Annotated in this window: 27 protein-coding genes; 7 read left to right on the top strand and 20 right to left on the bottom strand. The window is 73.8% G+C overall.

The window, feature by feature from the left end:
• Positions 1 to 92: 92 nt before the first annotated feature.
• A complete protein-coding gene (locus ACI3ET_RS06585; protein ID WP_405032188.1) occupies positions 93 to 779 on the top strand; it encodes a hypothetical protein in 687 nt (228 codons plus the stop codon).
• Positions 780 to 845: 66 nt separating this feature from the next.
• On the opposite strand, the gene ffh is transcribed toward ACI3ET_RS06585, so the two are convergent.
• Positions 846 to 2,501: a signal recognition particle protein gene (gene ffh, locus ACI3ET_RS06580; RefSeq protein WP_405032187.1), complete on the bottom strand. Its 1,656-nt coding sequence runs from the start codon at positions 2,499 to 2,501 to the stop codon at positions 846 to 848.
• Between the two features lie 80 nt (positions 2,502 to 2,581).
• On the opposite strand from ffh, the gene ACI3ET_RS06575 reads away from it, so the two are divergent.
• Positions 2,582 to 3,502, top strand: a complete 921-nt coding sequence (locus tag ACI3ET_RS06575) for an oxygenase MpaB family protein (RefSeq protein WP_405032186.1) — start codon at positions 2,582 to 2,584, stop codon at positions 3,500 to 3,502.
• A gap of 5 nt (positions 3,503 to 3,507) precedes the next feature.
• On the opposite strand, the gene ftsY is transcribed toward ACI3ET_RS06575, so the two are convergent.
• The 4 genes from ftsY to ACI3ET_RS06555 all read right to left on the bottom strand — a co-directional run bounded on the left by ftsY (position 3,508) and on the right by ACI3ET_RS06555 (position 9,285).
• Positions 3,508 to 4,692, bottom strand: a complete 1,185-nt coding sequence (gene ftsY, locus ACI3ET_RS06570) for a signal recognition particle-docking protein FtsY (protein WP_405032185.1) — start codon at positions 4,690 to 4,692, stop codon at positions 3,508 to 3,510.
• Positions 4,693 to 4,802: 110 nt separating this feature from the next.
• Positions 4,803 to 5,162: a hypothetical protein gene (locus ACI3ET_RS06565; protein ID WP_405032184.1), complete on the bottom strand. Its 360-nt coding sequence runs from the start codon at positions 5,160 to 5,162 to the stop codon at positions 4,803 to 4,805.
• Between the two features lie 143 nt (positions 5,163 to 5,305).
• Positions 5,306 to 8,905: a chromosome segregation protein SMC gene (smc, locus tag ACI3ET_RS06560; protein ID WP_405032183.1), complete on the bottom strand. Its 3,600-nt coding sequence runs from the start codon at positions 8,903 to 8,905 to the stop codon at positions 5,306 to 5,308.
• A 98-nt stretch (positions 8,906 to 9,003) separates the two neighbouring features.
• Complete coding sequence (locus tag ACI3ET_RS06555) at positions 9,004 to 9,285, bottom strand: acylphosphatase (protein WP_405032182.1); 282 nt, start codon at positions 9,283 to 9,285, stop codon at positions 9,004 to 9,006.
• A 23-nt stretch (positions 9,286 to 9,308) separates the two neighbouring features.
• Between ACI3ET_RS06555 and ACI3ET_RS06550 the strand changes: the two genes are divergently transcribed.
• Entirely contained in the window at positions 9,309 to 10,370 is a 1,062-nt protein-coding gene (locus tag ACI3ET_RS06550; RefSeq protein ID WP_405032181.1) for a Gfo/Idh/MocA family protein, read from the top strand.
• Positions 10,371 to 10,385: 15 nt separating this feature from the next.
• Here ACI3ET_RS06550 and ACI3ET_RS06545 read toward each other — a convergent pair whose 3' ends face one another.
• The 10 genes from ACI3ET_RS06545 to ACI3ET_RS06500 form a co-directional block, all read right to left on the bottom strand.
• Complete coding sequence (locus ACI3ET_RS06545; RefSeq protein WP_405032180.1) at positions 10,386 to 10,766, bottom strand: VOC family protein; 381 nt, start codon at positions 10,764 to 10,766, stop codon at positions 10,386 to 10,388.
• A 10-nt stretch (positions 10,767 to 10,776) separates the two neighbouring features.
• Positions 10,777 to 11,700 carry a bifunctional DNA-formamidopyrimidine glycosylase/DNA-(apurinic or apyrimidinic site) lyase gene (mutM, locus tag ACI3ET_RS06540; protein WP_405032179.1) on the bottom strand — a complete coding sequence of 308 codons (924 nt, stop codon included), beginning with the start codon at positions 11,698 to 11,700 and terminating at the stop codon, positions 10,777 to 10,779.
• Between the two features lie 7 nt (positions 11,701 to 11,707).
• On the bottom strand, positions 11,708 to 12,481 hold the full coding sequence (rnc, locus tag ACI3ET_RS06535) for a ribonuclease III (protein ID WP_405032178.1): 774 nt from the start codon (positions 12,479 to 12,481) through the stop codon (positions 11,708 to 11,710).
• A gap of 16 nt (positions 12,482 to 12,497) precedes the next feature.
• Positions 12,498 to 12,692, bottom strand: a complete 195-nt coding sequence (gene rpmF, locus ACI3ET_RS06530) for a 50S ribosomal protein L32 (RefSeq protein WP_405032177.1) — start codon at positions 12,690 to 12,692, stop codon at positions 12,498 to 12,500.
• A gap of 1 nt (position 12,693) precedes the next feature.
• Positions 12,694 to 13,299 carry a YceD family protein gene (locus ACI3ET_RS06525; protein WP_405032176.1) on the bottom strand — a complete coding sequence of 202 codons (606 nt, stop codon included), beginning with the start codon at positions 13,297 to 13,299 and terminating at the stop codon, positions 12,694 to 12,696.
• A 116-nt stretch (positions 13,300 to 13,415) separates the two neighbouring features.
• Positions 13,416 to 13,913, bottom strand: coding sequence for a pantetheine-phosphate adenylyltransferase (gene coaD, locus ACI3ET_RS06520; protein ID WP_405032175.1), 498 nt, complete (start codon positions 13,911 to 13,913; stop codon positions 13,416 to 13,418).
• Between the two features lie 19 nt (positions 13,914 to 13,932).
• Complete coding sequence (locus ACI3ET_RS06515; RefSeq protein WP_405032174.1) at positions 13,933 to 14,487, bottom strand: hemerythrin domain-containing protein; 555 nt, start codon at positions 14,485 to 14,487, stop codon at positions 13,933 to 13,935.
• Positions 14,484 to 15,083 (bottom strand): 16S rRNA (guanine(966)-N(2))-methyltransferase RsmD, encoded by a 600-nt coding sequence (gene rsmD / locus ACI3ET_RS06510; protein WP_405032173.1) that lies wholly within the window; start codon positions 15,081 to 15,083, stop codon positions 14,484 to 14,486. The genes ACI3ET_RS06515 and rsmD overlap by 4 nt, the downstream gene beginning before the upstream one ends.
• Before the next feature lie 6 nt (positions 15,084 to 15,089).
• Entirely contained in the window at positions 15,090 to 17,252 is a 2,163-nt protein-coding gene (locus ACI3ET_RS06505) for an ATP-dependent DNA helicase RecG (protein WP_405032172.1), read from the bottom strand.
• Complete coding sequence (locus tag ACI3ET_RS06500; protein ID WP_405032171.1) at positions 17,252 to 19,030, bottom strand: DAK2 domain-containing protein; 1,779 nt, start codon at positions 19,028 to 19,030, stop codon at positions 17,252 to 17,254. The genes ACI3ET_RS06505 and ACI3ET_RS06500 overlap by 1 nt, the downstream gene beginning before the upstream one ends.
• 207 nt (positions 19,031 to 19,237) lie before the next feature.
• Between ACI3ET_RS06500 and rpmB the strand changes: the two genes are divergently transcribed.
• Positions 19,238 to 19,423: a 50S ribosomal protein L28 gene (rpmB, locus tag ACI3ET_RS06495; protein WP_405032170.1), complete on the top strand. Its 186-nt coding sequence runs from the start codon at positions 19,238 to 19,240 to the stop codon at positions 19,421 to 19,423.
• A gap of 152 nt (positions 19,424 to 19,575) precedes the next feature.
• Positions 19,576 to 20,100, top strand: coding sequence for a 2'-5' RNA ligase family protein (locus ACI3ET_RS06490; protein ID WP_405032169.1), 525 nt, complete (start codon positions 19,576 to 19,578; stop codon positions 20,098 to 20,100).
• Positions 20,101 to 20,133: 33 nt separating this feature from the next.
• Here the strand turns inward: ACI3ET_RS06490 and ACI3ET_RS06485 are convergent, their stop codons facing one another.
• The 4 genes from ACI3ET_RS06485 to thiL all read right to left on the bottom strand — a co-directional run bounded on the left by ACI3ET_RS06485 (position 20,134) and on the right by thiL (position 23,150).
• Positions 20,134 to 20,835, bottom strand: coding sequence for an SDR family NAD(P)-dependent oxidoreductase (locus ACI3ET_RS06485; RefSeq protein WP_405032168.1), 702 nt, complete (start codon positions 20,833 to 20,835; stop codon positions 20,134 to 20,136).
• Between the two features lie 14 nt (positions 20,836 to 20,849).
• The gene (locus ACI3ET_RS06480; protein WP_405032167.1) at positions 20,850 to 21,725 is read right to left on the bottom strand and encodes an FHA domain-containing protein; all 876 of its coding nucleotides are present in this window, start codon (positions 21,723 to 21,725) and stop codon (positions 20,850 to 20,852) included.
• A 6-nt stretch (positions 21,726 to 21,731) separates the two neighbouring features.
• Entirely contained in the window at positions 21,732 to 21,956 is a 225-nt protein-coding gene (locus tag ACI3ET_RS06475; RefSeq protein WP_405032229.1) for a hypothetical protein, read from the bottom strand.
• A 117-nt stretch (positions 21,957 to 22,073) separates the two neighbouring features.
• Positions 22,074 to 23,150, bottom strand: coding sequence for a thiamine-phosphate kinase (gene thiL, locus ACI3ET_RS06470; RefSeq protein WP_405032166.1), 1,077 nt, complete (start codon positions 23,148 to 23,150; stop codon positions 22,074 to 22,076).
• Between the two features lie 43 nt (positions 23,151 to 23,193).
• Between thiL and ACI3ET_RS06465 the strand changes: the two genes are divergently transcribed.
• Positions 23,194 to 23,427: an Lrp/AsnC ligand binding domain-containing protein gene (locus ACI3ET_RS06465; RefSeq protein WP_405032165.1), complete on the top strand. Its 234-nt coding sequence runs from the start codon at positions 23,194 to 23,196 to the stop codon at positions 23,425 to 23,427.
• 65 nt (positions 23,428 to 23,492) lie between these two features.
• Complete coding sequence (locus ACI3ET_RS06460; protein WP_405032164.1) at positions 23,493 to 23,924, top strand: DUF3515 family protein; 432 nt, start codon at positions 23,493 to 23,495, stop codon at positions 23,922 to 23,924.
• A 46-nt stretch (positions 23,925 to 23,970) separates the two neighbouring features.
• Here the strand turns inward: ACI3ET_RS06460 and ACI3ET_RS06455 are convergent, their stop codons facing one another.
• Positions 23,971 to 25,119 (bottom strand): D-alanine--D-alanine ligase family protein, encoded by a 1,149-nt coding sequence (locus ACI3ET_RS06455; RefSeq protein WP_405032163.1) that lies wholly within the window; start codon positions 25,117 to 25,119, stop codon positions 23,971 to 23,973.
• Between the last annotated feature and the right edge of the window lie 31 nt (positions 25,120 to 25,150).

The raw sequence follows: 25,150 nt of genomic DNA, 5'->3' as shown, positions 1-25,150 counted from the left end.
CTCCTCGCGGGTATGCCGTCAGGCTAGCGGGGCGCACCCGGCGCCGTGCTCGCAGGCGGGGAGGGCGCCTGGCCCGCGTAGCATGGACGCCCGTGCCCGACCCCGTGACCCCCGTCCCTGCGACCACCCTCGCCGACGCCCGTCCCGTGCCGCGCGTCGACCTCGCGGCCGTGCTCCGCGCCGCCGCTCACGGACGCTTCCCCGACACCGACGGGAGCTTCTCCCGCTCGAGCCCGTGGAGCGTCGGCATCGAGGGGGCCGTCGCGCTCACCGGGCACGCCGTGCTCGTCGTGGGCGACGACGTCACCGACCAGCAGCTCCTCGACCTGGGCGTCCACGGGCTCGGAGGGGCCCACGAACCGGCGGTGGCGCTGGCCCTGGCCGGCCGCGGGGAGATCGGCGTGCTGGACGTCCTGCTCGTGTCCACGGGGTGGGGTGGGCCGAGCACGCTCGTGGAGCGGCCCGACCTGGCCCGTTCCGACCGCGTGCAGCACGCGCGCCAGTGGCGCCAGGACGTGCGGGTCTACGGCCTGCCGGACCCGGCGGTCGACTCGCTCGTCACCCTCTCGCGCGGCATCGCCGGGCTGCCAGAGATCGGCATCCAGGCCGAGGCCGGGCACGCGGACGCCCTGCTGGAGGGGGTCCGGGCGCTGGTGCCCGACGGGGAGGTCCTGCTTGCCTCCGTCACGCCGGGCAACGCGCGGTCGCTGCGGTTCTTCCTGCGCCGCGGCTTCGTGCCGGTGGGCTCGGAGCAGCTGTGGCGACCGGAGCGTCCCTGATCGGTCGGCGAGCGGCGAGCAGCTCCCGTCCGCGCGGCAGCACCCCGGTGCAGTGGAGCTCGACGGTCAGGGTCGCTTCTGGTCTCCCTCACCTGGTGACAGGAACTTCTCGAAGCCGGGCGGCAGCTTGAGCCCCGACAGGTCGTCACCCTGCCCGGACGGCGCACCGTCACCCTGCCCGAGGGCCCCCGCGCCGAACGCGCTGTCGAGGGAGGCCTCCCGCGCGGCGCTCTCCTTGGCGACCGCCTCCCGCTCCTGCTGGGCGCGCTTGGCGGGGTTGCCCGACTTCCCCTTCTTCTTCGCCACCTGCTTGCCGCGCGTGCCGGCGCCGGGCCCGCCCATCCCGGGCATCCCCGGCATGCCCGGGATCCCGCCGCCCTTCTTGAGCTGACGCATCATCTTCTGCGCCTCGCCGAAGCGCTCGAGCAGCTGGTTGACCTCGCTGACCTGCACCCCCGAGCCGCGGGCGATGCGTGCCCGCCGGGAACCGTTGATGAGCTTGGGGTGGTGGCGCTCGAACGGGGTCATCGAGCGCACCATCGCCTCGACCCGGTCGAACTCGCGCTCGTCCAGGGAGTCCAGCTGGGCACGCATGCCCTGCATGCCGGGCATCATGCCGAGCATCTGCTTCAGGCTTCCCATCCGCTTGATGGCGGCCATCTGCTCGAGGAAGTCGTCGAAGGTGAAGTCCTCGTCGGAGAGGAACTTGCGCGTCATCTCCCGCGCCTGCACCTGGTCGAACGCCTTCTCGGCCTGCTCGATGAGGGTCAGCACGTCACCCATGTCGAGGATGCGCGAGGCCATCCGGTCCGGGTGGAACAGCTCCACGTCCTTGACGCCCTCACCCGTGGAGGCGTAGAGGATCGGCTGCCCGGTCACACTGGCCACCGACAGCGCGGCACCACCGCGGGCGTCGCCGTCCAGCTTGGTCAGCACCGAGCCGGTGATGCCCACGCCGTCGGCGAAGGCCTTGGCCGTCTCCACCGCCGCCTGGCCGATCATCGCGTCCATGACGAAGAGGACCTCGTCGGCGTTGGTCTCGATGCGGATGTCGCTCGCCTGCCGCATGAGGTCGACGTCGATCGCCAGCCGGCCGGCCGTGTCGATGATGACGACGTCGTGACCCCTGCGGCGGGCCTCCTCGACGCCGTCGATCGCGACGTCGACCGGGTCGCCGAAGGACCGGGTGCCCTCTCCGGTCTCCTGGGCCGCGTCGTGGCCGAAGACGTTGCCGCGCTCGGGCGCGAAGACCGCGACGCCGGCGCGCTGCGCGACGACCTCGAGCTGGGTGACCGCGTTGGGTCGCTGGAGGTCGGCGGCCACGAGCAGGGGCGTGTGGCCCTGGCTCTTGAGCAGGTGCCCGAGCTTGCCGGCGAAGGTCGTCTTGCCCGAGCCCTGCAGGCCGGCGAGCATGATGACCGTCGGCGGGTTCTTGGCCAGCCGGAGGCGCCGGGTCTGGCCACCGAGGATGGCGACCAGCTCCTCGTTGACGATCTTGACGACCTGCTGGGCCGGGTTGAGCGCGCCGTGGACCTCGACGCCCAGGGCCCGCTCCCGGATCCGGGTGGTGAAGTGCTTCACCACCGGCAGGGCCACGTCGGCGTCGAGCAGCGCGACCCGGATGTCACGGATCGTCGCGTTGAGGTCGGACTCGGTGACCGTTCCCTTGCGCTTGAGGTTCTTGAACGTCAGCGCGAGGCGGTCGGACAGGCTGGTGAACACCCGGCAAGGATACGTGCCGGACCGAGGGCCCCCCACCCGCCGCCGACGGACACCCACCCGCGCCGCTCCATACTGGGACGGTGACGCCCCTGCACCGACTCTCCTCAGCGGCGCGCGGTCGCCTCAACGAGGCCCTGCGCCGACGGGTCGCCGGCCCGGACGCCGAGCGGCGCGCACGGGCGATCTGGCTCGCACCCGGCGAACGCCGGTTCGCTGCCGACGACCCGATCTGCCGGGTGCACGGCCACGCCGGGATGTATGCCGGTGGCGTCCGCGCCCTCCTGCTGCAGTCGCTGCACCCGCTGGCGATGGCGGGCGTCGGCGAGCACTCCGGGTTCCGGGGTGACCCGTGGGGCCGGCTGCAGCGGACGAGCGAGTTCCTCGCGATGACGACGTTCGGCCCGGTCGAGGGGGCCCAGAGGATCCTCGACCGCATCAACCGGGTGCACATGACGGTGGTCGGCACCGCCGCCGACGGCCGCCCCTACAGCGCCACCGACCCGCACCTGCTGCGCTGGGTGCACGTGGCGGAGATCGACAGCTTCCTGACCGCCCACCAGCGCTACTCCCGCACCCCGCTGACCGACGCCGAGGCCGACCGCTACGTCGACCAGACCGCCTGGGTGGCGGGCGAGCTCGGTGTTCCCGACCCGCCGCGGACGGTCGCCGACCTGCACGCGCAGCTGCGCTCCTTCGAGCCCGAGCTGGAGACGAGCCGGGGGGCCAGGGACGTCGCCCGCTTCCTCCTGGCGGAGCCGCCGCTGCCGTGGGTGGCCAGACCCGGGTTCTGGATGCTGGTCGCGGGTGCGCTGGAGATGCTCCCCGACCACGCGCGCGATCTGCTGGACCTGCACCTGCCCTCGCCGCTGGGCCCGTTGGAGGAACCCCTGCTGCGGTATGCGGCCGGGCCGCTGGGTGCGCTCGGCACCGCCGCGGTGGGGTGGGCCCTGGCGGACCCCACCGACCTGCGCAACGCGGAGGGCAGCTCGGCGGTCGGCTGAGCCCGTCAGCCGATGATCGCGCTGACGAAGGCCTCGGGGTCGAAGGGCGCGAGGTCGTCCGGGCCCTCGCCGAGCCCGATCAGCTTGACCGGGACACCGAGCTTGCGCTGCACGTTGACCACGATGCCGCCCTTGGCGGTGCCGTCCATCTTCGTGAGCACGATGCCGGTGATGGCGACCTCCTTGGCGAACTCCTCGGCCTGACGCATGCCGTTCTGGCCGGTGGTCGCGTCGAGGACGAGCAGCACCTCCCCGACGGGGGCGACCTTCTCGACGACGCGCTTGATCTTGCCGAGCTCGTCCATGAGGCCGCGCTTGGTGTGCAGTCGGCCTGCGGTGTCGATGATCACGACGTCTGCCTCGAGCTCCACCGCGGCCGTGACGGCGTCGTAGGCGACCGACGCGGGGTCGGCACCCTCCTGGTCGGAGCGGACCGTGGGCACCCCGACCCGCTGGCCCCAGGTCTGGAGCTGGTCGGCGGCGGCGGCCCGGAACGTGTCCGCGGCGCCGAAGACGATGTCCTTGTCCTCGGCGACGAGGACCCGGCCGAGCTTGCCGACGGAGGTGGTCTTGCCGGTGCCGTTGACGCCGACGACGAGGATGACGGCCGGGTGCCCACCGGTGCGGCTGGCGGCGATCCTGCGGTCCATCGACGGGTCGACGAGGCGCAGGAGGTCTTCGTGCAGCCAGCTGCGGACCTGCTCGGGGTCGGTCGTGCCGTCCACCTTGACCTGGGTGCGCAGCGAGGAGACGAGCTCCTCGGTGGCCTCGACGCCGAGGTCGGAGGCGAGCAGGGTGTCCTCGACGTCCTCCCAGTCGGTCTCGCTCAGCCCGCCGCGGGAGAGCAGGGCGAGCAGGGCGTTGCCCATCGCCGAGTTGGAGCGGGCCAGCCGGGCACGCAGCCGCTGGAGCCGCCCCCGTGCGGACTCCGGTCGCTCCAGCGTGGGTGTGATCGGCTCCGGCTCGAGGTCGACGGCCACGCCGCCGCCGCGGTCGGCGACGTCCTCGTCGGCACCGGCGGTGCGGCCATCACCGTCGCGGTCGCGGTCGGAGGGCCGCTGAGGCGGACGGGGGGCCTGCCTCGTCGCACCCCCCCGTCCGCGGACCAGGGCCACGAGCATGGCCAGGCCACCCACGGCCACCACGCTGACGAGGGTCAGAATTTCCCAGAGCTCATCGATCGGTCCCACGCGGGCAGTCTCCCAGACGGTGTCGGTCGTCGCTCCGTGACGGTGCGACGTCAGGTCTCCCAGGGCCGGTCGGCCCCTCGGCGCGGGCCGGCGTCAGCCCACGCCTGATGTCAGCTCGCGGCGCGGAAGTCGCCTTCTCGCCCACCGGTCCCGGCGGGGTCCACCTCGCGCGCGTCGTCGGCCTCCACGTCGACGTCGGCCTCTGCGGGCCCGGGCCGCGACTCCGCGCCAGCACCGCGCTCGGGCAGCCTGGAGGCCAGGTCCTTTGTGCGGCCGGCTGCGGTGCGGCCGAGCTGCCCGCCCCGGGTGCGGACCTTCTCCCCGGTCCGGCGCGCCCCGGCGATCAGCTCCTCGCCCTCCGGCGTCCAGAAGTCGCCGCGTCCCTCCCGGCGTGCCTCGACGACGACGTAGCCGACGACACCGGCCCCGACGACGAAGCAGAAGAGCAGGGCGAGAACAAGAGCGAGCATGCGTCCAGTCTCCCCTGCCCACCCCCACGTCGACGAACTCGGCGCGCCGGGAGCCCCGCCCGCCCGGGTGCGCTCGGGCGGGAGCGGCTGCGGCTCCGCCGGTCACAGCGCCGAGGTGAGATCCCTCACACGACCGGCACGCCTCAGACGGCCGGCGCGACGTCCCGGACCCGCTGGCTCACCACGGTCGTGACTCCGTTGCCCTGCATCGAGACGCCGTAGAGGGCGTCGGCGATCTCCATCGTGCGCTTCTGGTGGGTGATGACGATGAGCTGGCTGGAGTCGCGCAGCTCCTCGAAAAGGGTGATGAGACGGCCGAGGTTGGTGTCGTCGAGCGCCGCCTCGACCTCGTCCATGATGTAGAACGGGCTCGGCCTGGCCTTGAAGATCGCGACGAGGAGGGCGACGGCCGTGAGCGACCGCTCGCCGCCGGAGAGCAGCGAGAGCCGCTTGATCTTCTTGCCGGGCGGCCGCGCCTCGACCTCGATGCCCGTGGTCAGCATGTTGCCCGGGTCGGTCAGGGTGATCCGCCCCTCGCCGCCGGGGAACAGTCGGGAGAAGACGCGCTCGAACTGCGCCGCGGTGTCGTGGAAGGCCTCCGCGAAGACGCGCTCGACCCGCTCGTCCACCTCCTTGACGATCTCCAGGAGGTCTGCCTTGGAGCGGCGCAGGTCCTCGACCTGCTCGACGAGGAAGGTGTGCCGTTCCTCCAGCGCCGCGAACTCCTCCAGCGCCAGGGGGTTGACGCGTCCGAGCTGGGCGAGGCTGCGCTCGGCGGAGCGCAGCCGCCTGTCCTGGACCTCGCGCACGAACGGCGTCGGTTCGGGGAAGTCGGCGTCGTCGACGGCCTCGCCCGGTCCGGCCACGTGGGGCACCGGCTGGTGCGGGCCGTACTCCTCGACCAGCGTCTCCGGATCGACCCCGAGCTCCTCGAGCGCCCGTGTCTGCAGCGTCTCGATCCGCAGCCGCTGCTCTGCCCGGGCGATCTCGTCGGCGTGCACCGAGTCGGTGAGCTCGCGCAGCTCGGCGGCCAGCGTCTGGCTCCGTGCTCGCGCGCCCGCCAGCGCCTGGTCACGCTCGGTCTGCTCGGCGCGCGCCCGCTCACGCTCCGCCGTCGCGGCGGCGAGCAGGCTCTCGACCCGCCCGAGCAGGTAGACGGCACCGGTGCCGACGGCCTCGGAGGTGCGCCTCTCCTCGGCGCGGCGGGCACGACGCGCAGCCGCCCGCTGCCGTGCGGCAAGCTCGTTGCGGGCCGCTGCCTCCAGGCCCTCGGCGCGGCCGGTCAGGGCACGGGCCCGCTCCTCCTGCGTCCGCAGCGCCAGCCGTGCCTCCGTCTCGGCGGACCGGGCGCGGGCGGCGGCCTCGGCCAGCCGCTCGCGCTCGGTGGTGTCGGGCTCCTGGTCCTCGCCGGACTGGGAGGCGGTGGCCTCAGCGTCCGCCAGCCGCTGCTCGAGGTCTGCGAGCTCGCCGCGGGTGGTCCCCAGCCCCTGCTCGGCGGTCGCGATGGCGGCCGCGGTGCGCTCGTGCTCGGCGCGGGCGGAGCGCATGGCCTGGCCCAGTGCCGCCAGCTGCTCGGCGACCGCGGTCATCCGGGCGTCGGAGTCATGGAGGGCGTCCAGGGTCGCGTCGGCCGCCTCGGTCGCCCGCTCCAGCGTGGTGCGCGCCGCAGCGAGCTCGAAGGTCAGCCGCTCGGCCTGCGCCGTCGCCGTGACGGCACCCTCGCGGGCCCCGTCCAGCGCCGACTGCAGCTCGAGCAGGCTCGGGGCCGAGGACGACCCGCCCCGCACCCACCCCGGACCGTAGACGTCGCCGTCGGCCGTGACCACGGTCAGGCCCGGCAGCGCCTGGACCAGCTCGACGGCGCGGTCGTCGTCGACGAGGGCGACGCGGGCCAGCAGACCGGTCACCGCCTTCCCCAGCGCCACGTCGTCGGTGCGGACGACGTCCGCGGCCCACACGGCATACCCCGGCAGGTCCGGCCACGCGGAACGGTCGGTGTCGACCGCCGACTCGGGCACCAGCATGCCCGCACGGCCCTGGTCCTGCTCCCGCAGCCACCCCAGCGCGTCCCCGGCCTGGCCCAGCCCCTCGACGACCAGCGCCTCCCCCGCCCAGCCGAGCGCCGCCGCCACGGCCGCCTCGCGGCCCGGCTCGACCTGCACCTGGCCGGTGAGCGTGCCCCGCACCCCGGGGACGTCCGCCGAGAGCAGCGCGCTCGCGCCGTCGCCCCGCCGCAGGCTCATCGACAGCGCCTCGACGGTCGCCTGGAGGCGGGCCTGCTCGGCCTGCACGAGGCGCAGCTGCTCGGTGACCCGCACCACCGCGTCCTCGGCCGACGCCCGCTCGGACTCGGCCGAGTCGTGGTCGGCGTCGAGGCTCTCCTCGCCGTGCTCGACGTCGAGGACGGTGGCCTCCAGCGCGGCAAACTCCCGCTCCGCCGCGGCCGCGCGCCCCAGCACCGCCCGGGCGACCTCCTGCAGCCGCGTGATCTCCCCCTCGCCGGCCTCGATCCGCGAGCGCCGCGCGGCCACCTGGCCGGCCAGGCGCGCCAGCCCCTCACGGCGGTCGGCCGCTGCGCGGGCGAGCCGCTGCAGCCGCCCCTGCTCCTCCGCGTGCGCGGCCTCCGCCGCTGCACGCTCCTCCTCGACCTCGGCCAGGCGGCGCGCGAGGTCGGCGACCCGGGCGAGCAGGGCTGTCTCGTCGGCCCGCACCTGCTCGGCCTGCGCCCGCAGCTGCTCGGGGTCCCGTCCCCCACCGCGGCCGCCGGACTCCTCCGCCCGCAGCTCCTCCTCCTCGGCACCGAGCAGGCGCACCCGCTCGGCCGCCAGGTCGCGCAGCGCGCGCAACCGTTCGATGAGCGAGGACAGGGTGTACCACCTGTCCTGGACCTCGGTGAGCGCGGGGGCCGCCTCCGCGCGCTCGTGCTCGAGCTCGGCGACGGTGGTCTCGGCCACCGTGAGGGAGGCCTGTGCGGCCGTGCGCCGGGCGACGAGGGCCCGCTCGTCGGCCAGCTCCTGCGCGAGGACGCTGGTCAGCTGGACCAGGTCGTCCGCGAGGATGCGCAGGCGGGCGTCCCGCACCTCGGCCTGGATGCTGGCGGCCCGCCGCGCGGTCTCCGCCTGGCGTCCCAGCGGACCCAGCTGACGGCGGATCTCCGTCGTCAGGTCGGAGAGCCTGGTCAGGTTGCCCTCCATCGTCTCCAGCTTGCGCAGCGCCCGCTCCTTGCGCTTGCGGTGCTTGAGGACGCCGGCCGCCTCCTCGATGAAGCCCCGCCGCTCCTCGGGGGTGGCCCGCAGCACGGCGTCGAGCTGACCCTGCCCGACGATGACGTGCATCTCCCGGCCGATCCCGGAGTCGGACAGCAGCTCCTGGACGTCGAGCAGCCGGCACGAGGTGCCGTTGATGGCGTACTCCGAGCCCCCGGAGCGGAACATCGTCCGGGTGATCGTCACCTCGGAGTAGTCGATCGGCAGCGCCCCGTCGGTGTTGTCGATCGTCATCGAGACCTCGGCGCGGCCCAGCGGTGGCCGGCCCGAGGTGCCGGCGAAGATGACGTCCTCCATCTTGCCGCCGCGCAGGCTCTTGGCGCCCTGCTCCCCCATCACCCAGGCCAGCGCGTCGACGACGTTGGACTTGCCCGACCCGTTGGGACCGACGATGCAGGTGATGCCGGGCTCCAGGCGCAGGGTCGTCGCGGAGGCGAACGACTTGAACCCCTTGAGGGTCAGGCTCTTGACGTACACGCGGTCGGGCTTCTCACGGTCGGTGGGCTGTGGTGCCGGTCACGATACCCGCGGGGTATGCCGTGGCCGCGCAGGCCGGGCGCGCCACGGCGACACGCTCACCGCTCGGCGAAGCCCGTCAGCCCCTCCCGGACGGGGTGCCGCTGCACGGTGACGCCGGCGACGTGGCCGGGCCGGGACCGGAACGACGGATCCTCCCGCAGCAGGTCCACCAGGGCCGCGACGGACTCGGGGTCGCCCTGGGCGCACACCTCGACCCGGCCGTCCGGCAGGTTCCGGGCGTGCCCGACCAGGCCCAGCTCCAGGGCCCTGGCGCGCGTCCACCAGCGGAACCCGACCCCCTGGACCCGCCCACGGACGAAGATCAGCGCGCGCTCCATACCCGCGAGACTACGGTGGGAGCATGGACCCGCAGCACGACACCGTCCCCGCCCCGAGCCCGACCTCGGGCCAGCTCACCACCCCGATCACCGGCACCGTCCGGTGGGGCCTGCTGGCCGCGGGCGCGATCGCCCACGCCATGGCCGCGGCGATCCGCGAGAGCGAGGGCGGTCGTCTGGGGGCGGTCGCCGCCCGCGACGGGCAGCGCGCGGCGGCGTTCGCCGAGGAGCACGGCATCGCCCGGTCCTACCAGGGCTACGACGGGCTCTACGCGGACGACGAGGTCGACGCGGTCTACATCTCCTCCACGCACCCCTTCCACACACCGCAGGCTCTCGCGTGCATCCGTGCGGGAAAGCACGTGCTCATCGAGAAGCCCCTGGCGCTGACGGTGCACGACACCGAGCAGATCCTCGAGGCGGCCCGCGAGCACGGGGTGCTGGCGATGGAGGCGATGTGGACCAGGTGCATGCCGGTCGTGCGGGACATCGTCGACCGGGTGCGCCGTGGCGACATCGGCACGGTCCGCTCCTGCAGCGCCGCGTTCACGGTGCCCTTCAACTACGACGAGAACCACCGGCTGTTCGACCTGGGCAACGGCGGCGGCGCCCTGATGGACATCGGGATCTACCCCGTCACGCTCGCCCACCTGCTCGTCGGGCACCCGACGGACCTCATGGTGCTGGGGTCCCGGTGCCCGACCGGGGCCGACGACCTCGTCGCGCTGCAGTGGATGACGGCCGACGGCGCCGTGGCGCAGGTGCTGTGCGACTCGCGCAGCAGCGGCGCCGCACGCACGGTCGTCCGGGGGACCGAGGGCTGGATCGAGGTCCACGGACCGGTCAACGCCCCGGAGTCCTTCACCCTGCACCGCGGCCGGGACCGCGACGGCGAGTGGGTCGAGGGCGTGCAGCAGCACTACCTGCACGAGGTGGACGAGTTCCACCGCTGCCTCAAGGAGGGGCTGCTCGAGTCGCCGCTCGTGCCGCACGCCGACACCGTCTCGATCATGACGATCCTGGAGAGCGCCCGCCGCGAGCTGGGGGTGCGCTACCCGCAGGAGGACGAGCCGCTGCACACCTGAGCGGTGGGCGCCGGCTCAGACGGTGTCCTCGTGGAGCTGCACGTAGTTGCCGCACCCGTCGTCGAAGATCGCGCTCGTGCCGGAGGAGTCCTCCACGACGTCGCCGTGGAAACCGATGCCGGCCGCCCTGAGCCGGGCGACCTCGGCCCGCACGTCCTCGACCCCGAGCACGATCGCGGGCAGGCCCTCGGCGTAGAGGGTGCTCCGGTAGTGCTCCGCCACCGGGTTGTCGCTGGGCTCCAGCAGCAGACCCACCTCCGGGGACCCGGGAGCGGCCACGATGAACAGCTCGGCATCCGGCACCGCCAGCACATCGGTGAACCCCAGTGTGCGGGTGTAGATCTCGTAGGCCTCGGCGGGGTCGTGGACGTGGATGCTGCACATCTTGATCCGCATGCGCACCACCCTAGCGACGGACCGCCCGTGGCCGTGGACGGGACTGGCAGCGGGGGCAGAAGTGGGAGGAGCGGTTCATGAACTCCTCGCGCACGATCGCCGTCCCGCAGCGCGTGCACGGCTCCCCGGTCTGCCCGTAGGCGTCCAGCGACCGGTCGAACCAGCCGCTCGCGCCGTTGACGTTCACGTAGAGCGCGTCGAAGCTGGTCCCACCCTGCGCCAGCGCCTCGGTCATCACCGCTGCGGCGTGGTCGAGCACGCGCGCGAGCGCCGGGCGGGTGAGCGCCGAGGCGGGCCGACGGCCGTGGACGCCCGCACGCCACAGCGCCTCGTCGGCGTAGATGTTGCCGATCCCGCTGACGACCGTCTGGTCGAGCAGGACCCGCTTCAGCTCGCTGTCCCGGGCCTTCATCCGGCGCACGGTCGCCGTCCGGTCGAACGCCGCCTCGAGCGGGTCGGGGGCGATGTGCAGGACCGGCTCCGGTATGCCGTGCTCGTGCTGCCGGGGCGCGTCCGCGGCCACGGCCGCGGCATACCGGTCGGGGTGCAGGGTCGTGAGCGCGAGACCACCGAAGGTTCGTTGGTCCACGAACCGCAGCTGGGTCCCGTCGTCGGCGAAGTCGAAGAGGGCGTGAAGGTGCTTCTCCCGCGGGGCCGCGGGGTCCTCCACGAGCAGCTGGCCGCTCATGCCGAGGTGGACGACGAGGGCGTGCGGGTCGTCGGTGGGCGGGTCGAGCACGAGCCAGAGGTACTTCCCGCGACGGTCGGCCCGCAGCACGGTGGCGCCCTCGAGCCGTCCGGCGAGGTCTGCGGGGCCGGCCCGGTGCCGACGGGCGACCCGGGGACCGGTCAGCTGCGCACCCTCCAGCGTCCGGCCGACGACGTGCTCGGCGAGGCCGCGACGGACGACCTCGACCTCGGGAAGCTCGGGCACGGACGGGTCAGACGGGCTCGACAGCGCCGGCGTCGGCGGCCACGGCGAGCGCGGCGTGCGGCAGAGCACCGGCCAGGGCGGCCTGCTCCGCCCGCTCGGTGAGGGTGCGCCACCCGGTCTCGGCGGCGCGCTGCTCGGCGCCCTTCTTCGAGCGACCGACGCCCGAGCCGACGACCTCGCCGGCCACGAGCACCTGGGCCGTGAAGGTCTTGTCGTGGTCCGGACCCTCGGCCACGGCCCGGTAGACCGGTGAGCCGAGGCCGGCCTCGGAGGCCACCTCCTGCAGGCTCGTCTTCCAGTCCAGCGCGGCCCCCAGGGCTGCGCTGCGCCGCATGAGGGGGTCGAGGAGGTGGTGCACGAACGCCTCTGCGGCGCCCATCCCGATCGAGAGGTAGACGCAGCCGATGACGGCCTCGGTGGTGTCGGCCAGGATCGAGGCCTTGGCCCGGCCACCGGTGCTCTCCTCCCCCTTGCCGAGCAGGACGAAGGAGCCGAGGTCGATGACCTCGGCGACCTCGGCCAGGGCCCGGGAGTTGACGACGGCGGCGCGCAGCTTGGCCAGCCGCCCCTCGGGCAGCTCCGGGTGGGTGCGGTAGAGCGTGTCGGTGACGACGATGCCCAGCACCGCGTCCCCGAGGAACTCCAGCCGCTCGTTGTGCGGCAGCCCGTCGTTCTCGTAGGAGTAGGAGCGGTGCGTCAGGGCACGCAGAAGCAGCGCCTCGTCGCAGCGCCCGCCGACGACCTCGGCGAGGTAGTCGTTGAGCTCGGCGACGGGGCGCATGCGTCGGTGCGTCTGCTCAGCCCTGGTGCTCGGTGCGCTCGGCCGCCGCGTAGTGGCGTCCGGCGTAGGAGCCGCAGGAGGGGCAGGCCTGGTGCGGGGTACGCACGGCCTGGCACTGCGGGCAGGTCGACAGCGCGATCGGCGCCGCCTTCCACTGGGAGCGGCGGCTCCGGGTGTTCGAGCGGGACATCTTCCGCTTGGGAACAGCCACGTCAAATCCTCTTCTCGTCGTCGTCGGTCGGACCGGCCATCCCGGCCAGTGCCGACCACCGGGGGTCGATCACGTCATGGTGGTGGTCCGGGTCGTCAGCCAGGCGCGCCCCGCACAGGGAGCACAGACCCGGACAGTCGTCCCGGCACACCGGTTGGTAGGGCAGGGCGGTCACCACGGCGTCCCTCACGACCTCCTCGAGGTCCATCAGGTCACCGTCGATCACGTACTGCTCTTCCTCGTCGGTCGGTGTCTCCGTGCCCTTGCGAGCGGGGGGACCGGCCACCTTGTGGTGGTGGGCCGCCCGCTCGGGATAGGCGAACAGCTCCTGGAAGGAGACCTCGAGGTCCTCCTCGAGGTCCTCCAGGCACCGCACGCACACCCCGCTTGCCGTGGCCCGCGCCGTACCTGTCGCCAGCACGCCCTCGACGACCGACTCCAGCCGCACCTCCATGTCGACCTGCTGGCCGACCTGGATGCCGATGACGTCGGTCCCGATGAGCTCGGGTGCCGCCACGCTCCACGCGAGCTCCTTCATGGAGCCCGGGCGTCGGACCAGCTCCCGGGTGTCGACCACCCAGACGCGCTCCTGCTCGTGCGTGACCATGACGTTCAGAAGTCCTCGTGGTTGAGCGTGGTTGGTACAGGTACGGCCGGTGTCCGCGGCCAGACGCAGCGCAACACAAACCGACGCACCAGACTAGCCGAGCGGACGCCCTCGACTCAAACCCGCGGCAGTTCGGTCAGCGCGGCCAGCACCGGCGCGGGCACGAGGTCGCTCACGTCGCCGCCGTAGCGGTGCACCTCCTTGACCAGCGAGCTGGAGACGTGCTCCAGGGACGGGTCCCCGGCGAGGAAGACGGTCTCGACGCCGCTGAGGTGCTTGTTCATCAGCGCCATCGGCAGCTCGTAGGCGAAGTCGGTGCCCCCGCGCAGCCCCTTGACGATGGCTCCGGCGTCGAGGTCACGGCACACGTCGACGAGCAGCCGGTCGGCGAACGCCTCCACCCGTACCCGCCCGGCGACCTCGGCCGGCAGGGAGGCCCGGACGAGGTCCAGCCGCTGCGCCACCGGGAAGGTGCCCTGCTTGGCGGGGTTGTGCAGGATCGCGACGACCACCTCGTCGAACAGCGAGGCCGCCCGCGCCACCACGTCGAGGTGGCCGTGCGTGACGGGGTCGAAGGAGCCGGGGCACACGCAGCGGCGGGTCGGCGACGTCATACCCCGGCACCCTAGTCGTTCAGCTTTCCTCGCCCTCCGCGGGCAGCAGGCCCTCCTGGTGGGCACGGGCCACGATCTTCTTGACGTTGTCGACCGAGCCGCACCCGGCGTCCAGCTGCGTGCTGCGCACCTCGAGGAACGCCGAACCCAGGGTCGCGCGGTCGTCCTGGCCGACCTCCTCCCGGGCCGGGTTGAGAATGGTCAGCTCCTCCTCGGTGAGGTGGTGCTGGAGCACCTCGTTCATCGTCTCGACCGCGTCGTCGAACTTCTGGGTGTCGGTGCCCACGCACTCGAGCAGGGCCAGCAGCGCCTCGTTGATCTCGGCGTGCTCCTCCTCGCCGTGCTCGACGAGCTCCTCGTCGATGGCGTCCTTGCGCCGCAGCCGCGGGTAGACCTGCTGCTCCTCGGCCTCGCCGTGGGCGATGAGCACCTCGGCGAACGCGGCGCGGACGGCGACCCGGTCGGACGTGCTGTCGCGCATCTCGCGCAGCAGGGACTCGAAGAGGCGGTGGTCGTCGAGGATGAGCTCGACGACGTCGCCGGAGACGGGACGAGGGATCGGGTAGCTGGTCATGGGCTCATCGTGGCATCCGGCGCCCCGGTGCGCGCGGTGGGTTCGGCCCAGTGGACGGCCGTCTCGCCGTAGGTCCGGGTGTCCAGGTGCAGGAGGCCGGCCGGCCAGGTGGGGGCGGTCGAGCGGGCGCTGCGCTCAACGACGACGAGGGCGTCCTCGGTCAGCCAGCCCCCGGCCACGAGGAGCTCCAGGACCCCGGTCAGCTCCTCCTCGACGAGCGGGTAGGGCGGGTCGGCCAGGACGAGGTCGAACCCGGGGCCGGAGTGGGGCTCGGCGAGCACGCGCTCGACGGCACCGGCCCGGACCTGCACCTGCCCGGTCAGGCCCAGCGTCACCGCGTTGCGGTCCACGAGCGCGGCGGTCGGACGATGCTTCTCGACCGCCAGCAGGGCTGTCGCACCACGCGAGAGCGCCTCCAGGCCCAGCGCGCCGGACCCGGCGTAGAGGTCGAGCACCCGGGCGCCCTCGAGGTCGAGCAGCGCCTCGACGCGCGAGAAGATCGCCTCACGGACCCGGTCCGTGGTCGGGCGGGTGCCAGCCCCCCGCGGGGTGGCGATGGTCCGTCCGCCTGCCCGCCCGGCGATGATCCTGGTCACGGCTGCTCAGCCCCGTTCCAGGAAGGCGGCTCGCTCGGCGTCGAGCTGCTCGATCTCCCGCCGCAGCGCGGGGTGCCGCGCGAGATCCGGGTCCTCCTCGACCGTCGCCCACGCGGCGTCGTGGGCCGCGACGATCAGCTCCTCGTCCCGCGCCAGCCGCAGGAAGCGCAGACCGCTGCGACCGCCGCTCTGGCTGGCGCCGAGCACGTCGCCCTCGCGCCGCGTCTCCAGGTCCAGGCGGGCCAGCTCGAACCCGTCGGTGGTGGCGGCGACCTGCTCGAGGCGCTCCACGGCACCGGGGTCCCCGGCCTCGCCCTGGGTGACCAGGAGGCACAGCCCGGGCTTGCCGCCGCGACCGACCCGCCCCCGCAGCTGGTGCAGCTGGGAGATGCCGAAGCGGTCGGCGTCCAGGACGACCATCGTGGTGGCGTTGGGCACGTCGACACCCACCTCGATGACGGTCGTGGCGACCAGCACGTCGAGCTGGCCGGTGGTGAAGGCCCGCATCGTGGCCTCCTTCTCCTCCGCCGGCAGCCGCCCGTGCAGGGGCGCGATGCGGAGGTCTCGGGTCGTGGGCATCTCCCGCAGGGCACGGGTGACCTGCAGGACGCCGGACAGGTCGGGGTTCTGCAGGCCCGGGACCACGTCGGGGTCGTCCTCCTCCCCGATCCGGGGGCACACGACATACACCTGACCGCCGTTGCGCACCTCCTCGGCAACCCGCGCCCAGGCGCGCTCGACCCACGCTGGCCGGTCCCCCGTGACCACGTGGGTGGTGATGGGCTGCCGACCACGGGGCAGCTCGCGCAGGGTGGAGGTGGTCATGTCGCCGTAGACGGTCATCGCGACCGTGCGCGGGATGGGCGTGGCCGTCATCACCAGCACGTGCGGGGCCAGGGATGCTTTGGCGCGCAGCGCATCCCGCTGCTCGACACCGAAGCGGTGCTGCTCGTCCACCACCACGAGACCGAGCTCGGCGAACTGCACGTGCTCCTGGATGAGGGCGTGCGTGCCGACGACGATGCCGGCCTCCCCCGACGCGGCGGCCAGCAGGTTGGTCCGGCGCTCTGCGGCCGACTGGCTGCCGGTCAGCAGGGCGACGCGGGTGCCGCCCTCCATGCCGCCGAGCAGACCCCCCTCGGCGATCGGCCCCAGCAGCGCGGTGATGGCCCGGTGGTGCTGGGCGGCCAGCACCTCCGTCGGGGCGAGCAGCGCCGCCTGGCCACCACCGTCGACGACGGCGAGCATGGCCAGCAGCGCGAGCACGGTCTTGCCCGAGCCGACCTCCCCCTGGAGGAGCCGGTGCATCGGGACGTCGCGGGCCAGGTCGGTGCGCAGCTCGCCCAGGACCTGGTGCTGACCGTCGGTGAGCTGGAAGGGCAGCCGCACGAGGAGGGCGTCGACGAGGCCGGCCTCGACCGGTTCGCGCGGGGCTGCGGGCGCGGCGTCGCTGGCCAGCCGGGCGCGGGCGAGGGCGGCCTGGATGACAAAGGCCTCCTGGAACTTCAGCCGCCAGCGGCCGCGTCGGTGCTCCGCCTCGGTGGTGGGGCGGTGCACGAGCCGGTAGGCCTCCGCGAGCCCGGGCAGCCCGTGGCGCACCCGCACCTCGGACGGCAGGGGGTCCGGGACCTCGGTCAGCGCGTGGAGCACGAGGTCGAGGGCGTCCCCGTGGACGATCGGCGTGAGCTTGGGGGTGGCCGGGTAGACCGGCACGAGGCCGTCCAGCAGCCACCCGCCGGAGGAGGACGCCCCGCCCTCGGTGAGCACGGCGTAGTCGGGGTGGGTCAGCTGCAGCTGCTGGCCGTAGGTGCTGAGCTGCCCCGAGCAGACCACCCGCACACCGGGCAGCAGCCGCTCCTGGTGCCCGAACGGGCGGAAGAACGTGAGCGAGATGCTCTGACCCGCACCGTCGTCCACCTCGACGGCCAGGATCCGGCCGCGGCGGCTCTTCATCTGCCGGGTGGTCGCCGAGGTGACCGTCCCCACGACGACCACGTCCTCTCCCTGCGGCAGGTCGCGGAAGGCGGTCGGGCGCGCCGGGTCGAGGTAAGTGCGCGGCAGGAAGTCCAGCAGGTCCCGGACCGTGAGGAAGCCGCGGGCGGTCTCGAGCTTCGTCGCGACCTTGCCCACCACTGAGGGCAACCGGGTGTCGAGGTCGACCTCGGGCATCACTCCACCCCCAGCAGGTAGGGGTAGGTGGGCTGCCCCCCGTCGATCCGTTCCACCTCGATCTCGGTATGCCGTGCCGCCAGGTCGGCCAGGACCGGCCCGATCTCCTGCTCGTCGGCGTCGGCGCCCAGGAGCAGGGTGAGCACCTCGGACCCGTCGTTCAGGAGCAGGTCGAGGACCTGGGCGGCCACCGGGGCGAGGGCGTCGTCGACCGCCACGATGCCGTCGTCGGCGATCCCGATCCACTGCCCTGCGCGCACCCGACCCACGGGCGTCTCGGCCGTGCGGTCGGCGCGGGTCAGCGCACCGGGGCGCACGCCCCGGGCGGCCTCGGTCATCGTGGCCACGGTCTGGTCCGCGTCGGACTCGGGGTCGAGCAGCGAGATCGCGGCCAGTCCCTGGACGAGGGTGTGGGTGGGGACGACGTCCACGCGCACGCCCTCACGCCCGGCCTCCTCGGCCGCCGCCCGGGCGACCATGATCGTGTCGGAGTCGTTGGGCAGCACGACGACCCTGCGGGCGCCGGTCGCGTAGGCGGCTGCGAGCAGCTGGCCGGCCGACGCGCGGTGGCGCGGTCCGGAGGGCACCACCTGGGCACCCGCCCGGGCGAAGAGCGTGCGGACCCCCTCCCCCAGGGCGCAGGCCACCACGGCGAGCGCCGGCTCCGGGACCTCGTGGCCGCCGTCGCCCGGGCCGGCGAGCCCGGTGTCCTCGAGGTGCCCGTGGTCGAGGGTCCGGCCGTCGACCAGCGACGTCAGGCGCACGTCGTCGACCTGCCCCGCGAGCGTGCCGGCCTCCACCGCCTGCCGGGCGTCGTCGAGGTGGACGTGCACCCGGTAGTCCTCGGGGCCCCCGGCGACCACCACGGAGCTGCCCAACCGTGCCAGGTGGCGACGGAGCCGGTCGGCACGGTCGGTGTCGCTCCCGGTGAGCAGGTACATCACCTCCACGCTGCCGCCGTCGTGCGTGTCGAGGGCCTCCTCGAGGTCGCAGGTCTGCGCCCTGTCGGAGGCTGCGGTCCGCTCCCGCGCCACGTCCTCCGCCCGGCCGGTGGCCGGCTCCCTGCCCGTGGTGACCTCCCACCAGACCGGCAGGTCGGCCACGGCCAGCTGGGGCCGCTCGTCGAGGACGGCCTCGAGGGCCTCGATGACCAGCACCAGCCCGGCGCCGCCGGCGTCGACGACCCCGGCATGCCGCAGCTGGGCCAGCTGCTCGGGGGTGTGGGCGAGCGCCTGCCGCGCCTCGGCGAGGGCCTCGCGCACCACGTGCAGCACGTCCAGCGGCTCGTCCTCGCCGTAGAGGGGACGCCCGCGGTCCACCGCCGCCCGCGCGCCCTCGGCGGCGGCGCGGGCCACGGTGAGGATCGTCCCCTCGACCGGGGAGGCGACCGCGTCCCACGCGGTCCGCGCAGCGGTCTCGAAGGCGACCGCGATGTCACCGGGGCCGGCCGCATCGACCTCCGGACCGACGGCCTCGGCCAGGCCTCGAGAGAGCTGGGAGAGGATGACGCCCGAGTTGCCCCGTGCGGCGAGCAACATCCCCCGGGCGATGAGGGCCAGACCCTCGTCCAGGCTCTCCGTCCCCGCACCCAGCTCGAACTGGCCGCGCACGAACTCCAGCGCGCCGTCCATCGTGAGGTACATGTTCGTCCCCGTGTCTCCGTCGGCCACCGGGAAGACGTTGAGGCTGTCGATCCGCTCGCGGGCCCCCGCCAGGAGGACGCGTGCGGTGACCGCCCAGCGGCGGGCGCTGACCAGGTCGAGGACGGCTCGGGACACAGGGTCAACCTATCCGGCCCTCGGCGCGCCTCCTGCAGACCCGTCCACAACGCCGGCCCCGGACCCGTCCGGGGCCGGCGCTCCGACAATTTGGGCGCGACCGCGGGGTCCGGTACGCTAGCGAGGTTGCCTGGTGGCTGCGGCGCGTGCGCCTCGCCTCGTCGCCGGCAGGACCACCATCGACCAGACCGACCTCAGGAGAACACCGTGGCTGCCAACTGCGACGTCTGCGGCAAGGGACCGAGCTTCGGTCACAGCATCTCGCACTCGCACCGCCGGACCAAGCGCCGCTGGAACCCCAACATCCAGCGCGTCCGCGCGATGGCGGGGTCGACCCCCAAGCGTCTCAACGTCTGCACCTCCTGCCTCAAGGCAGGCAAGGTCACCCGCTGACCTCCCGCCCGGGTCCTCGCTGACCCGGACGACACCCGAGCCGACGACACCTTCGGGGTGCGCGTCGGCTCTTGTGCTTTCCCCACCGGACGCGTCGCGTGGGCGAGCGGCGTCCCGAGCCCGCCCAGGACCCAGCGCCCTACGGTAGACCCATGCCCGCCCGCCAGCACGCCCTGGAGCTGGTGCTCGCGCCCGGCGACGACACGTCGGTGCGCGCCCGCTGGCAGGTGCTCGAGGACGCAGGCGTGGCGTCGTCGGCCCGGCACCGCGGCGCGACCCACCGGCCGCACGTCACCGTCCTGGGCGGACCCCCGCCGGAGGCGGCTGTGCTGAGGGTGGCCGCCGCGCGGTGGGCACCGTTGCTGCCGCTGACCATGCCGGTGGCAGGTCTGGTGCTGCTGGAGGGCCGGCGACCGGCGCTCGCCGAGCTGCTCGTGCCGTCGGCCGGTGCCGTCGCCGCCCACGCCGAGCTGTGCACGGTCTGGCTGGGGGCCGACGACCGTCCCTGGGTGCCGCACCTCACCCTCGCGCCGCGGCTGGACCTCGGGGACGCGACCACCGCCCTGACCGCCCTCGCCGAGGGCGGTTCTGCGCCGACGCGGGCACGCGTGGCGGTCGCCCTGCGGTGGTGGGACCCGGAGCAGGGCTCGGTGCACACGGTGACCGGGCAGGACTGAGGGGTGTGGGGTGGGCCGGGTGGTGCCGGTCGTTCAGGAGGTCCCCGCGAGGAAGTCGGCGGCCGTCACCGTCGTCACCCGGGACTCGACGGCGTCCACGACCTGCCTGGCGACGACGCCGGGCTCGAGACCCTGCGGCAGCCGCGGCGCCCGTCCGGCCACGGCTCGGCCGGCCAGCCCGGTCTCGGTGTGCGGGACGCGCAGGTCGACGACGTCCACCCCGAGCCGGCGCAGCTCCTGCCCCAGGGCCAGGTCGGCAGCGGCGAGCGCGGCCTTGGACGCCGAGTAGGCCACCATCCCGGCGGTCGGGCGTTCCGCGACGACGCCCGAGATCTGCGCGACGAAGCCTCTGGAGTCGACGAGCAGGGGGAGCACGCGGCGCAGCAACCACAGGGGCCCGACGACGTTGGTCAGGAAGAGGTGCTCGATCACCTCGTCCGGGGTGTCCACCAGCGGACCGAAGGCCACCGCACCAGCGGCGTTGACGACGCCGTCGAGCCGGCCGTGCCGTTCCTGCACCACCTCCACGAGGCGCTCACCGAGCGTCGCGTCCGTGAGGTCGCCGACGACGGAGGACCCGGTCACCCCGCTGACGGCGCGGAGCCGCTCGGGGCGGCGACCCACTCCGATGACCGTGGCCCCCCGCTCGTGGAGCACGGTCGCGACGTGGCCGCCGAGCACTCCCGACGCGCCCAGGACGGCGACGTGGGCGCCGACCAACGACCTGCGTGGCATGACGTCCTCTCGTGTCAGCGCTGGTAGCGCGGTCGAGGTGGCTGAGGTCGCTGCCGGGAGAACTCGCCGCCCTGACGGCCCCCGTAGGGCCGGCCGTGGTCGGCATACTCATCGCGGACGTAGGTGAAGGTCCAGGTGCCGGCCCGGACGATGGCGCCGGTGCGCAGGGCCTGGGGCTCGGTCACCGGACGGCCATGGACGGTCGTGTCCGTGCCGGGGACGGGCACGACCCGGTACTCGTCGTCGTCGGACGAGCGTTCCACGACCACGTGTCCCGTCGCCAGCCCGGCAAGCTCCAGGTCGTCCGTGCCCCCGGAGCCGATGCTGGTGCGGCCCCGACGCAGCAGCAGCTCGCGACGTTCGCCGCCGTACTCGGGTGGTGCGGTGTAGTAGACCAACCGCGGCGACCCTCCGCCCAACGGATCGTGCGTGGTGGTCACGCGCCGGCGCCGGGGTGGGTCGACGGTCGGCACGACGGGCCACGGGGTGGGCGGCGGCACCAGCCAGCTCAGGGCCGGCGTGCCGTCCCTGCCCCGGGACCGCACCATGCGCAGGGCCGCACGCCAGTCGTGGAGGGCCACCTGGCTCGACCCGGTCACCGCCCGGTCGACCAGGGTGGGCCGCACCGCTCCGAGGGAGACGATCGGTCCCCTCACACCCTCGACCACCAGCACCATGTCCTCGCCGGCCAGGAAGGCGGCCGTGTCGGAGACCTGGTCGCGCAGGGTGTCGAGCCGCACGCCGAGCGGGAGGGCGTCGAGCCCCTCCAGCCGGAGGGTGAGGGTCCGGCCCGCCCCGGTGAGCCGACCCACGAGCTGACGACCCGGGTCGTCGGGGGCGGGGCCGGTGTCCACCGTCAGGGTGAGGTCGGCGTCGAAGCGGAGGCCCATGGTCGGTCAGGACCCCGTCGCGCCCGTGTGCTCGACGTCCTCGGTGGTGATGCGCAGGGTGCCGTCCAGCTTCCAGGTCGCCCGGGGCGCGTCGGTGCCGGTGTCGCGCGGCACCTCGACCGACATGTCGACGAACGTGTAGTTGATCGCCGCGCCCTGGCCGGTCAGGTAGTCCCACATCTCCTTGCCCAGATCGGTCCAGGAGACCTCCTTGTCGTTGCCGTTCGTCATGCCGCCGTGCTGCGCGGGGGTGGTCTCAGACATCTCGTCCTCGTTTCAGTCACATCTTTGGACAACCTTTGTCCAATGTCTGTCCAGTGTGACACCGAGAGCCGGTCCGCGCAACCGTCAGCCGCCGAAGTGGTCCCACCCGCCCAGCTCGGGGCGCGCCGGCTCGCCGCGCCACCACACTCCCGGCGTCCAGGGGGAAGACTCCTCGGCGGAGCCGTCGGACGGTTCGACCGACCCCAGGTGCACCCACCCCGGCGGCACCTCGGCCCGGGAGGGGAAGGTCGCGAGCAGCTCGTGCTCCTCGCCCCCGCCGAGCACCTGCGCCAGCGCCACCTCGCGGGGCACGGCCGGCCGGAGGCGGGCGGCCAGCCCCTCCACGGCGGGCTCGGACAGGACCAGGTGCACCCCGCTCGCGCGTGCCAACCGGTCCCCGTCCCGGACGAGTCCGTCCGACACGTCGATCATCGAGGTCGCCCCGGCGCGCGCGGCGAGGGGGCCCTGCGCCAGATCGGTCAACGGTCGGCGGTGGTGCTCCAGCAGCGCGAGAGCGTCGGGGTCGCGGCCCCCGGCATGCCCCTCCTCCAGCAACCACCAGCCCGCGCCGGACCGTCCCAGGGGCCCGGAGACCGCCAGAACGTCGCCCGGTCGTGCGCCGGAGCGCAGGACCGGGGAGTGCACGCCGCTGCCGAGCTCGCCCAGCGCCGTCACAGAGACCGAGACGAACCCAGGAGGAGCGGAGGACAGGTCACCCCCCACGACCGGTACCCCGGCCCGACCGGCGGCCCAGGCGATCCCTTCGGTCAGCTCCCGCGCCCAGGACACGGGCAGGTCCGTGGGCGCCACCAGAGTGACGAGCAGCCCGGTCCCCACGCCGCCCATGGAGGCGAGGTCGGCGAGGTTCTGCGTGACGATCTTGACCCCGACGTCATACCCGCTCGACCACGCGTCACGCCAGTCGCGGTCGCGCACCATCGTGTCGGTGGTGGCCAGCACCGCGCCGCGGCGGACGGCCAGCAGCGCCGTGTCGTCGCCGGGGCCGACGAGCACACCCCCGGTTGGCTGCCCCGCGAGCACCGCGAAGACCTCGTCGAGCACGCCGCGCTCCCCCGAGCCACCGAGGGTGGCGGACGCGGGCGTCGCACCAGGACCGCCGCCCCCTGCTCCCCCGTCCGGGTCCCGCTCCTCGCCGTTCACCCGAGCACGGTAGCCTCCCAGTCACCCCAGCAGGAGGTTCGACGTGATCAAGGCCTACATCCTCGTCCAGACCGAGGTCGGCGAGTCGGCCCGGGTCACCGCCGCGATCCGCGATCTTCCCGGTGTCCTGGCGGCCGACGACGTCGCCGGCCCCTACGACGTGATCGCCTTCGTCGAGGCGCACACGGTCCAGGAGCTGAGCCGGGGGATCATCGCCAGGGTCCAGGCGGTCCCGCACATCACCCGCACCACGACGTGCACGGTCGTCGAGTTCTGACCCCACTCCCGCGCGCTCCCCGGGCGGCACCCGACCGTGCCGCGCCCTCCTGTCTCCTGACGATCGTGCCGCTCGTCGTGCTGCTCTCTGGGTGCGGCCAGGACGCGGTGCGCGCCACGCCCTTCGGAGGGTCGGACTCGCCCTCCTGCGAGGCGGTGGCGGACCACTGGCCCACGACGGTCGGCGGGCTGGAGCCGCGCGTGACCGCGGTGCAGTCGCGGGGGGTGGCCGCCTGGGGAGACCCGCCGGTCGTCGCCCGGTGCGGCAAAGCGCCGCCGGGCCCGACCGAGGACCCGTGCATCGACGTCAGCGGGATCGACTGGGTCGCGACCGAGCTCGAGGACGGCACGATGTTCACCACCTTCGGCCGGGACCCGGCGGTCGAGGTCCTCGTGCCGGTGGTCTACGACACGGCCCCGCTGTGGCTCCCCGCCTTCGCCGACGCCGTCTCCCAGGTCGAGCAGACGCTCGGCGAGTGCACCTCGGCGCAGGGCTGACCAGCACCCTGACAGACCCCGCGCGGTCCGGCCACGGGCGACCCGCTCAGCGCAGGCCCAGCGGCCGCGCCAGCGCCAGCTGCAGCAGCTCGTCCACGAGCTCCGGATAGCTCACCCCCGACGCGGCCCACACCTGGGGATACATCGAGAACGGGGTGAAGCCGGGCATCGTGTTGATCTCATTGAGCACGACCTGCTCGTCGGGGGTGACGAAGCAGTCCACCCGAGCCAGCCCCTCGCACCCGGCGACCTCGAAGGCGGCTCGCGCGATCCGGTGCACCTCCTCGCGCACGGCGTCGCTGACCTGCGTGGGTGCGGTGATCCGCACGCTGTCCTCGTCGAGGTACTTGGCCTCGAAGTCGTAGAACTCGTGACCCGCCCCGACCACCGTGATCTCGCCGCACTCGCTGATCCGCGGAGCGGCCGACCCACGACCCTGCAGCACGCCGCACTCGATCTCGCGCCCGACGATCCCCTGCTCGACCAGGACCTTGGGGTCGTGGTCCCGCGCCTTCTCGACGGCCGCCTCGAGCTCGTCCGGGTGGTCGACCTTGACGACCCCCACCGACGACCCGGCCCGGGCCGGCTTGACGAAGACCGGGAACCGCAGGGCGTTCGCGGCGTCCAGGCAGGCAGCGCGGTCCCGGCGCCAGGACAGGTCGGTGATCACGACGTAGGGACCGACCGGCAGGCCCACGGAGGCGAACAGCACCTTCATCACGTGCTTGTCCATCATCGCCGCCGAGGCGAGCACCCCGCAGCCGACGTAGCGGATGTCGGCGAGCTCCAGCAGCCCCTGGATCGTGCCGTCCTCGCCGAAAGGCCCGTGCAGCACCGGGAAGACCACGTCGACCTCGCCGAGGTCGGTGGTCGAGCCGTCCGTCTCGACCAGCCGCAGCTGGTGGTCGAGACCGCCGAGCGGGACGATGACCTGACGGCCGGTGTCCGGCACCGACGGCAGCTGCGAGCCGTGGATCTCCAGGGCGTCGAGGTCGTCGTCCACCAGCACCCAGTGACCCTCGCGGGTGATGCCGATCGGCACCACCTCGTAGCGCTCCGGGTCGATGGCGCGCAGCACGCTCGCCGCGGTGGCGCACGAGATGGCGTGCTCCTCGGACCGTCCGCCGAAGACCACGGCGACACGGGGTCGTCCCCGGACGGAGGACGGCGGGAGGGTGCTGGGCTGGCTGGTCATCGGGTCGAGCCTAACGGGACGGCGGGACGGG

Source organism: Ornithinimicrobium jinqii, from assembly GCF_045032595.1.
In the GTDB taxonomy this organism is placed as follows: Bacteria; Actinomycetota; Actinomycetes; order Actinomycetales; family Dermatophilaceae; genus Ornithinicoccus.
Note: the sequence above shows the minus strand (reverse complement) of the source record. Positions and strands in the feature narration are given on the sequence as shown.

Excerpts from the sequence above, each read along its gene's own strand:
- ACI3ET_RS06555 (WP_405032182.1), bottom strand. The coding sequence starts at position 9,285 with ATGGAGCGCGCGCTGATCTTCGTCCGTGGGCGGGTCCAGGGGGTCGGG.
- ACI3ET_RS06525 (WP_405032176.1), bottom strand. The coding sequence starts at position 13,299 with ATGGTCACGCACGAGCAGGAGCGCGTCTGGGTGGTCGACACCCGGGAG.
- coaD (WP_405032175.1), bottom strand. The coding sequence starts at position 13,913 with ATGACGTCGCCGACCCGCCGCTGCGTGTGCCCCGGCTCCTTCGACCCC.
- ACI3ET_RS06475 (WP_405032229.1), bottom strand. The coding sequence starts at position 21,956 with ATGACGAACGGCAACGACAAGGAGGTCTCCTGGACCGATCTGGGCAAG.
- ACI3ET_RS06565 (WP_405032184.1), bottom strand. The coding sequence starts at position 5,162 with ATGCTCGCTCTTGTTCTCGCCCTGCTCTTCTGCTTCGTCGTCGGGGCC.
- ACI3ET_RS06490 (WP_405032169.1), top strand. The coding sequence starts at position 19,576 with ATGCCCGCCCGCCAGCACGCCCTGGAGCTGGTGCTCGCGCCCGGCGAC.
- ACI3ET_RS06505 (WP_405032172.1), bottom strand. The coding sequence starts at position 17,252 with ATGCCCGAGGTCGACCTCGACACCCGGTTGCCCTCAGTGGTGGGCAAG.
- ACI3ET_RS06550 (WP_405032181.1), top strand. The coding sequence starts at position 9,309 with ATGGACCCGCAGCACGACACCGTCCCCGCCCCGAGCCCGACCTCGGGC.
- rnc (WP_405032178.1), bottom strand. The coding sequence starts at position 12,481 with ATGCGCCCCGTCGCCGAGCTCAACGACTACCTCGCCGAGGTCGTCGGC.
- ACI3ET_RS06545 (WP_405032180.1), bottom strand. The coding sequence starts at position 10,766 with ATGCGGATCAAGATGTGCAGCATCCACGTCCACGACCCCGCCGAGGCC.
- ACI3ET_RS06455 (WP_405032163.1), bottom strand. The coding sequence starts at position 25,119 with ATGACCAGCCAGCCCAGCACCCTCCCGCCGTCCTCCGTCCGGGGACGA.
- ACI3ET_RS06485 (WP_405032168.1), bottom strand. The coding sequence starts at position 20,835 with ATGCCACGCAGGTCGTTGGTCGGCGCCCACGTCGCCGTCCTGGGCGCG.
- ACI3ET_RS06515 (WP_405032174.1), bottom strand. The coding sequence starts at position 14,487 with ATGACCAGCTACCCGATCCCTCGTCCCGTCTCCGGCGACGTCGTCGAG.
- ACI3ET_RS06480 (WP_405032167.1), bottom strand. The coding sequence starts at position 21,725 with ATGGGCCTCCGCTTCGACGCCGACCTCACCCTGACGGTGGACACCGGC.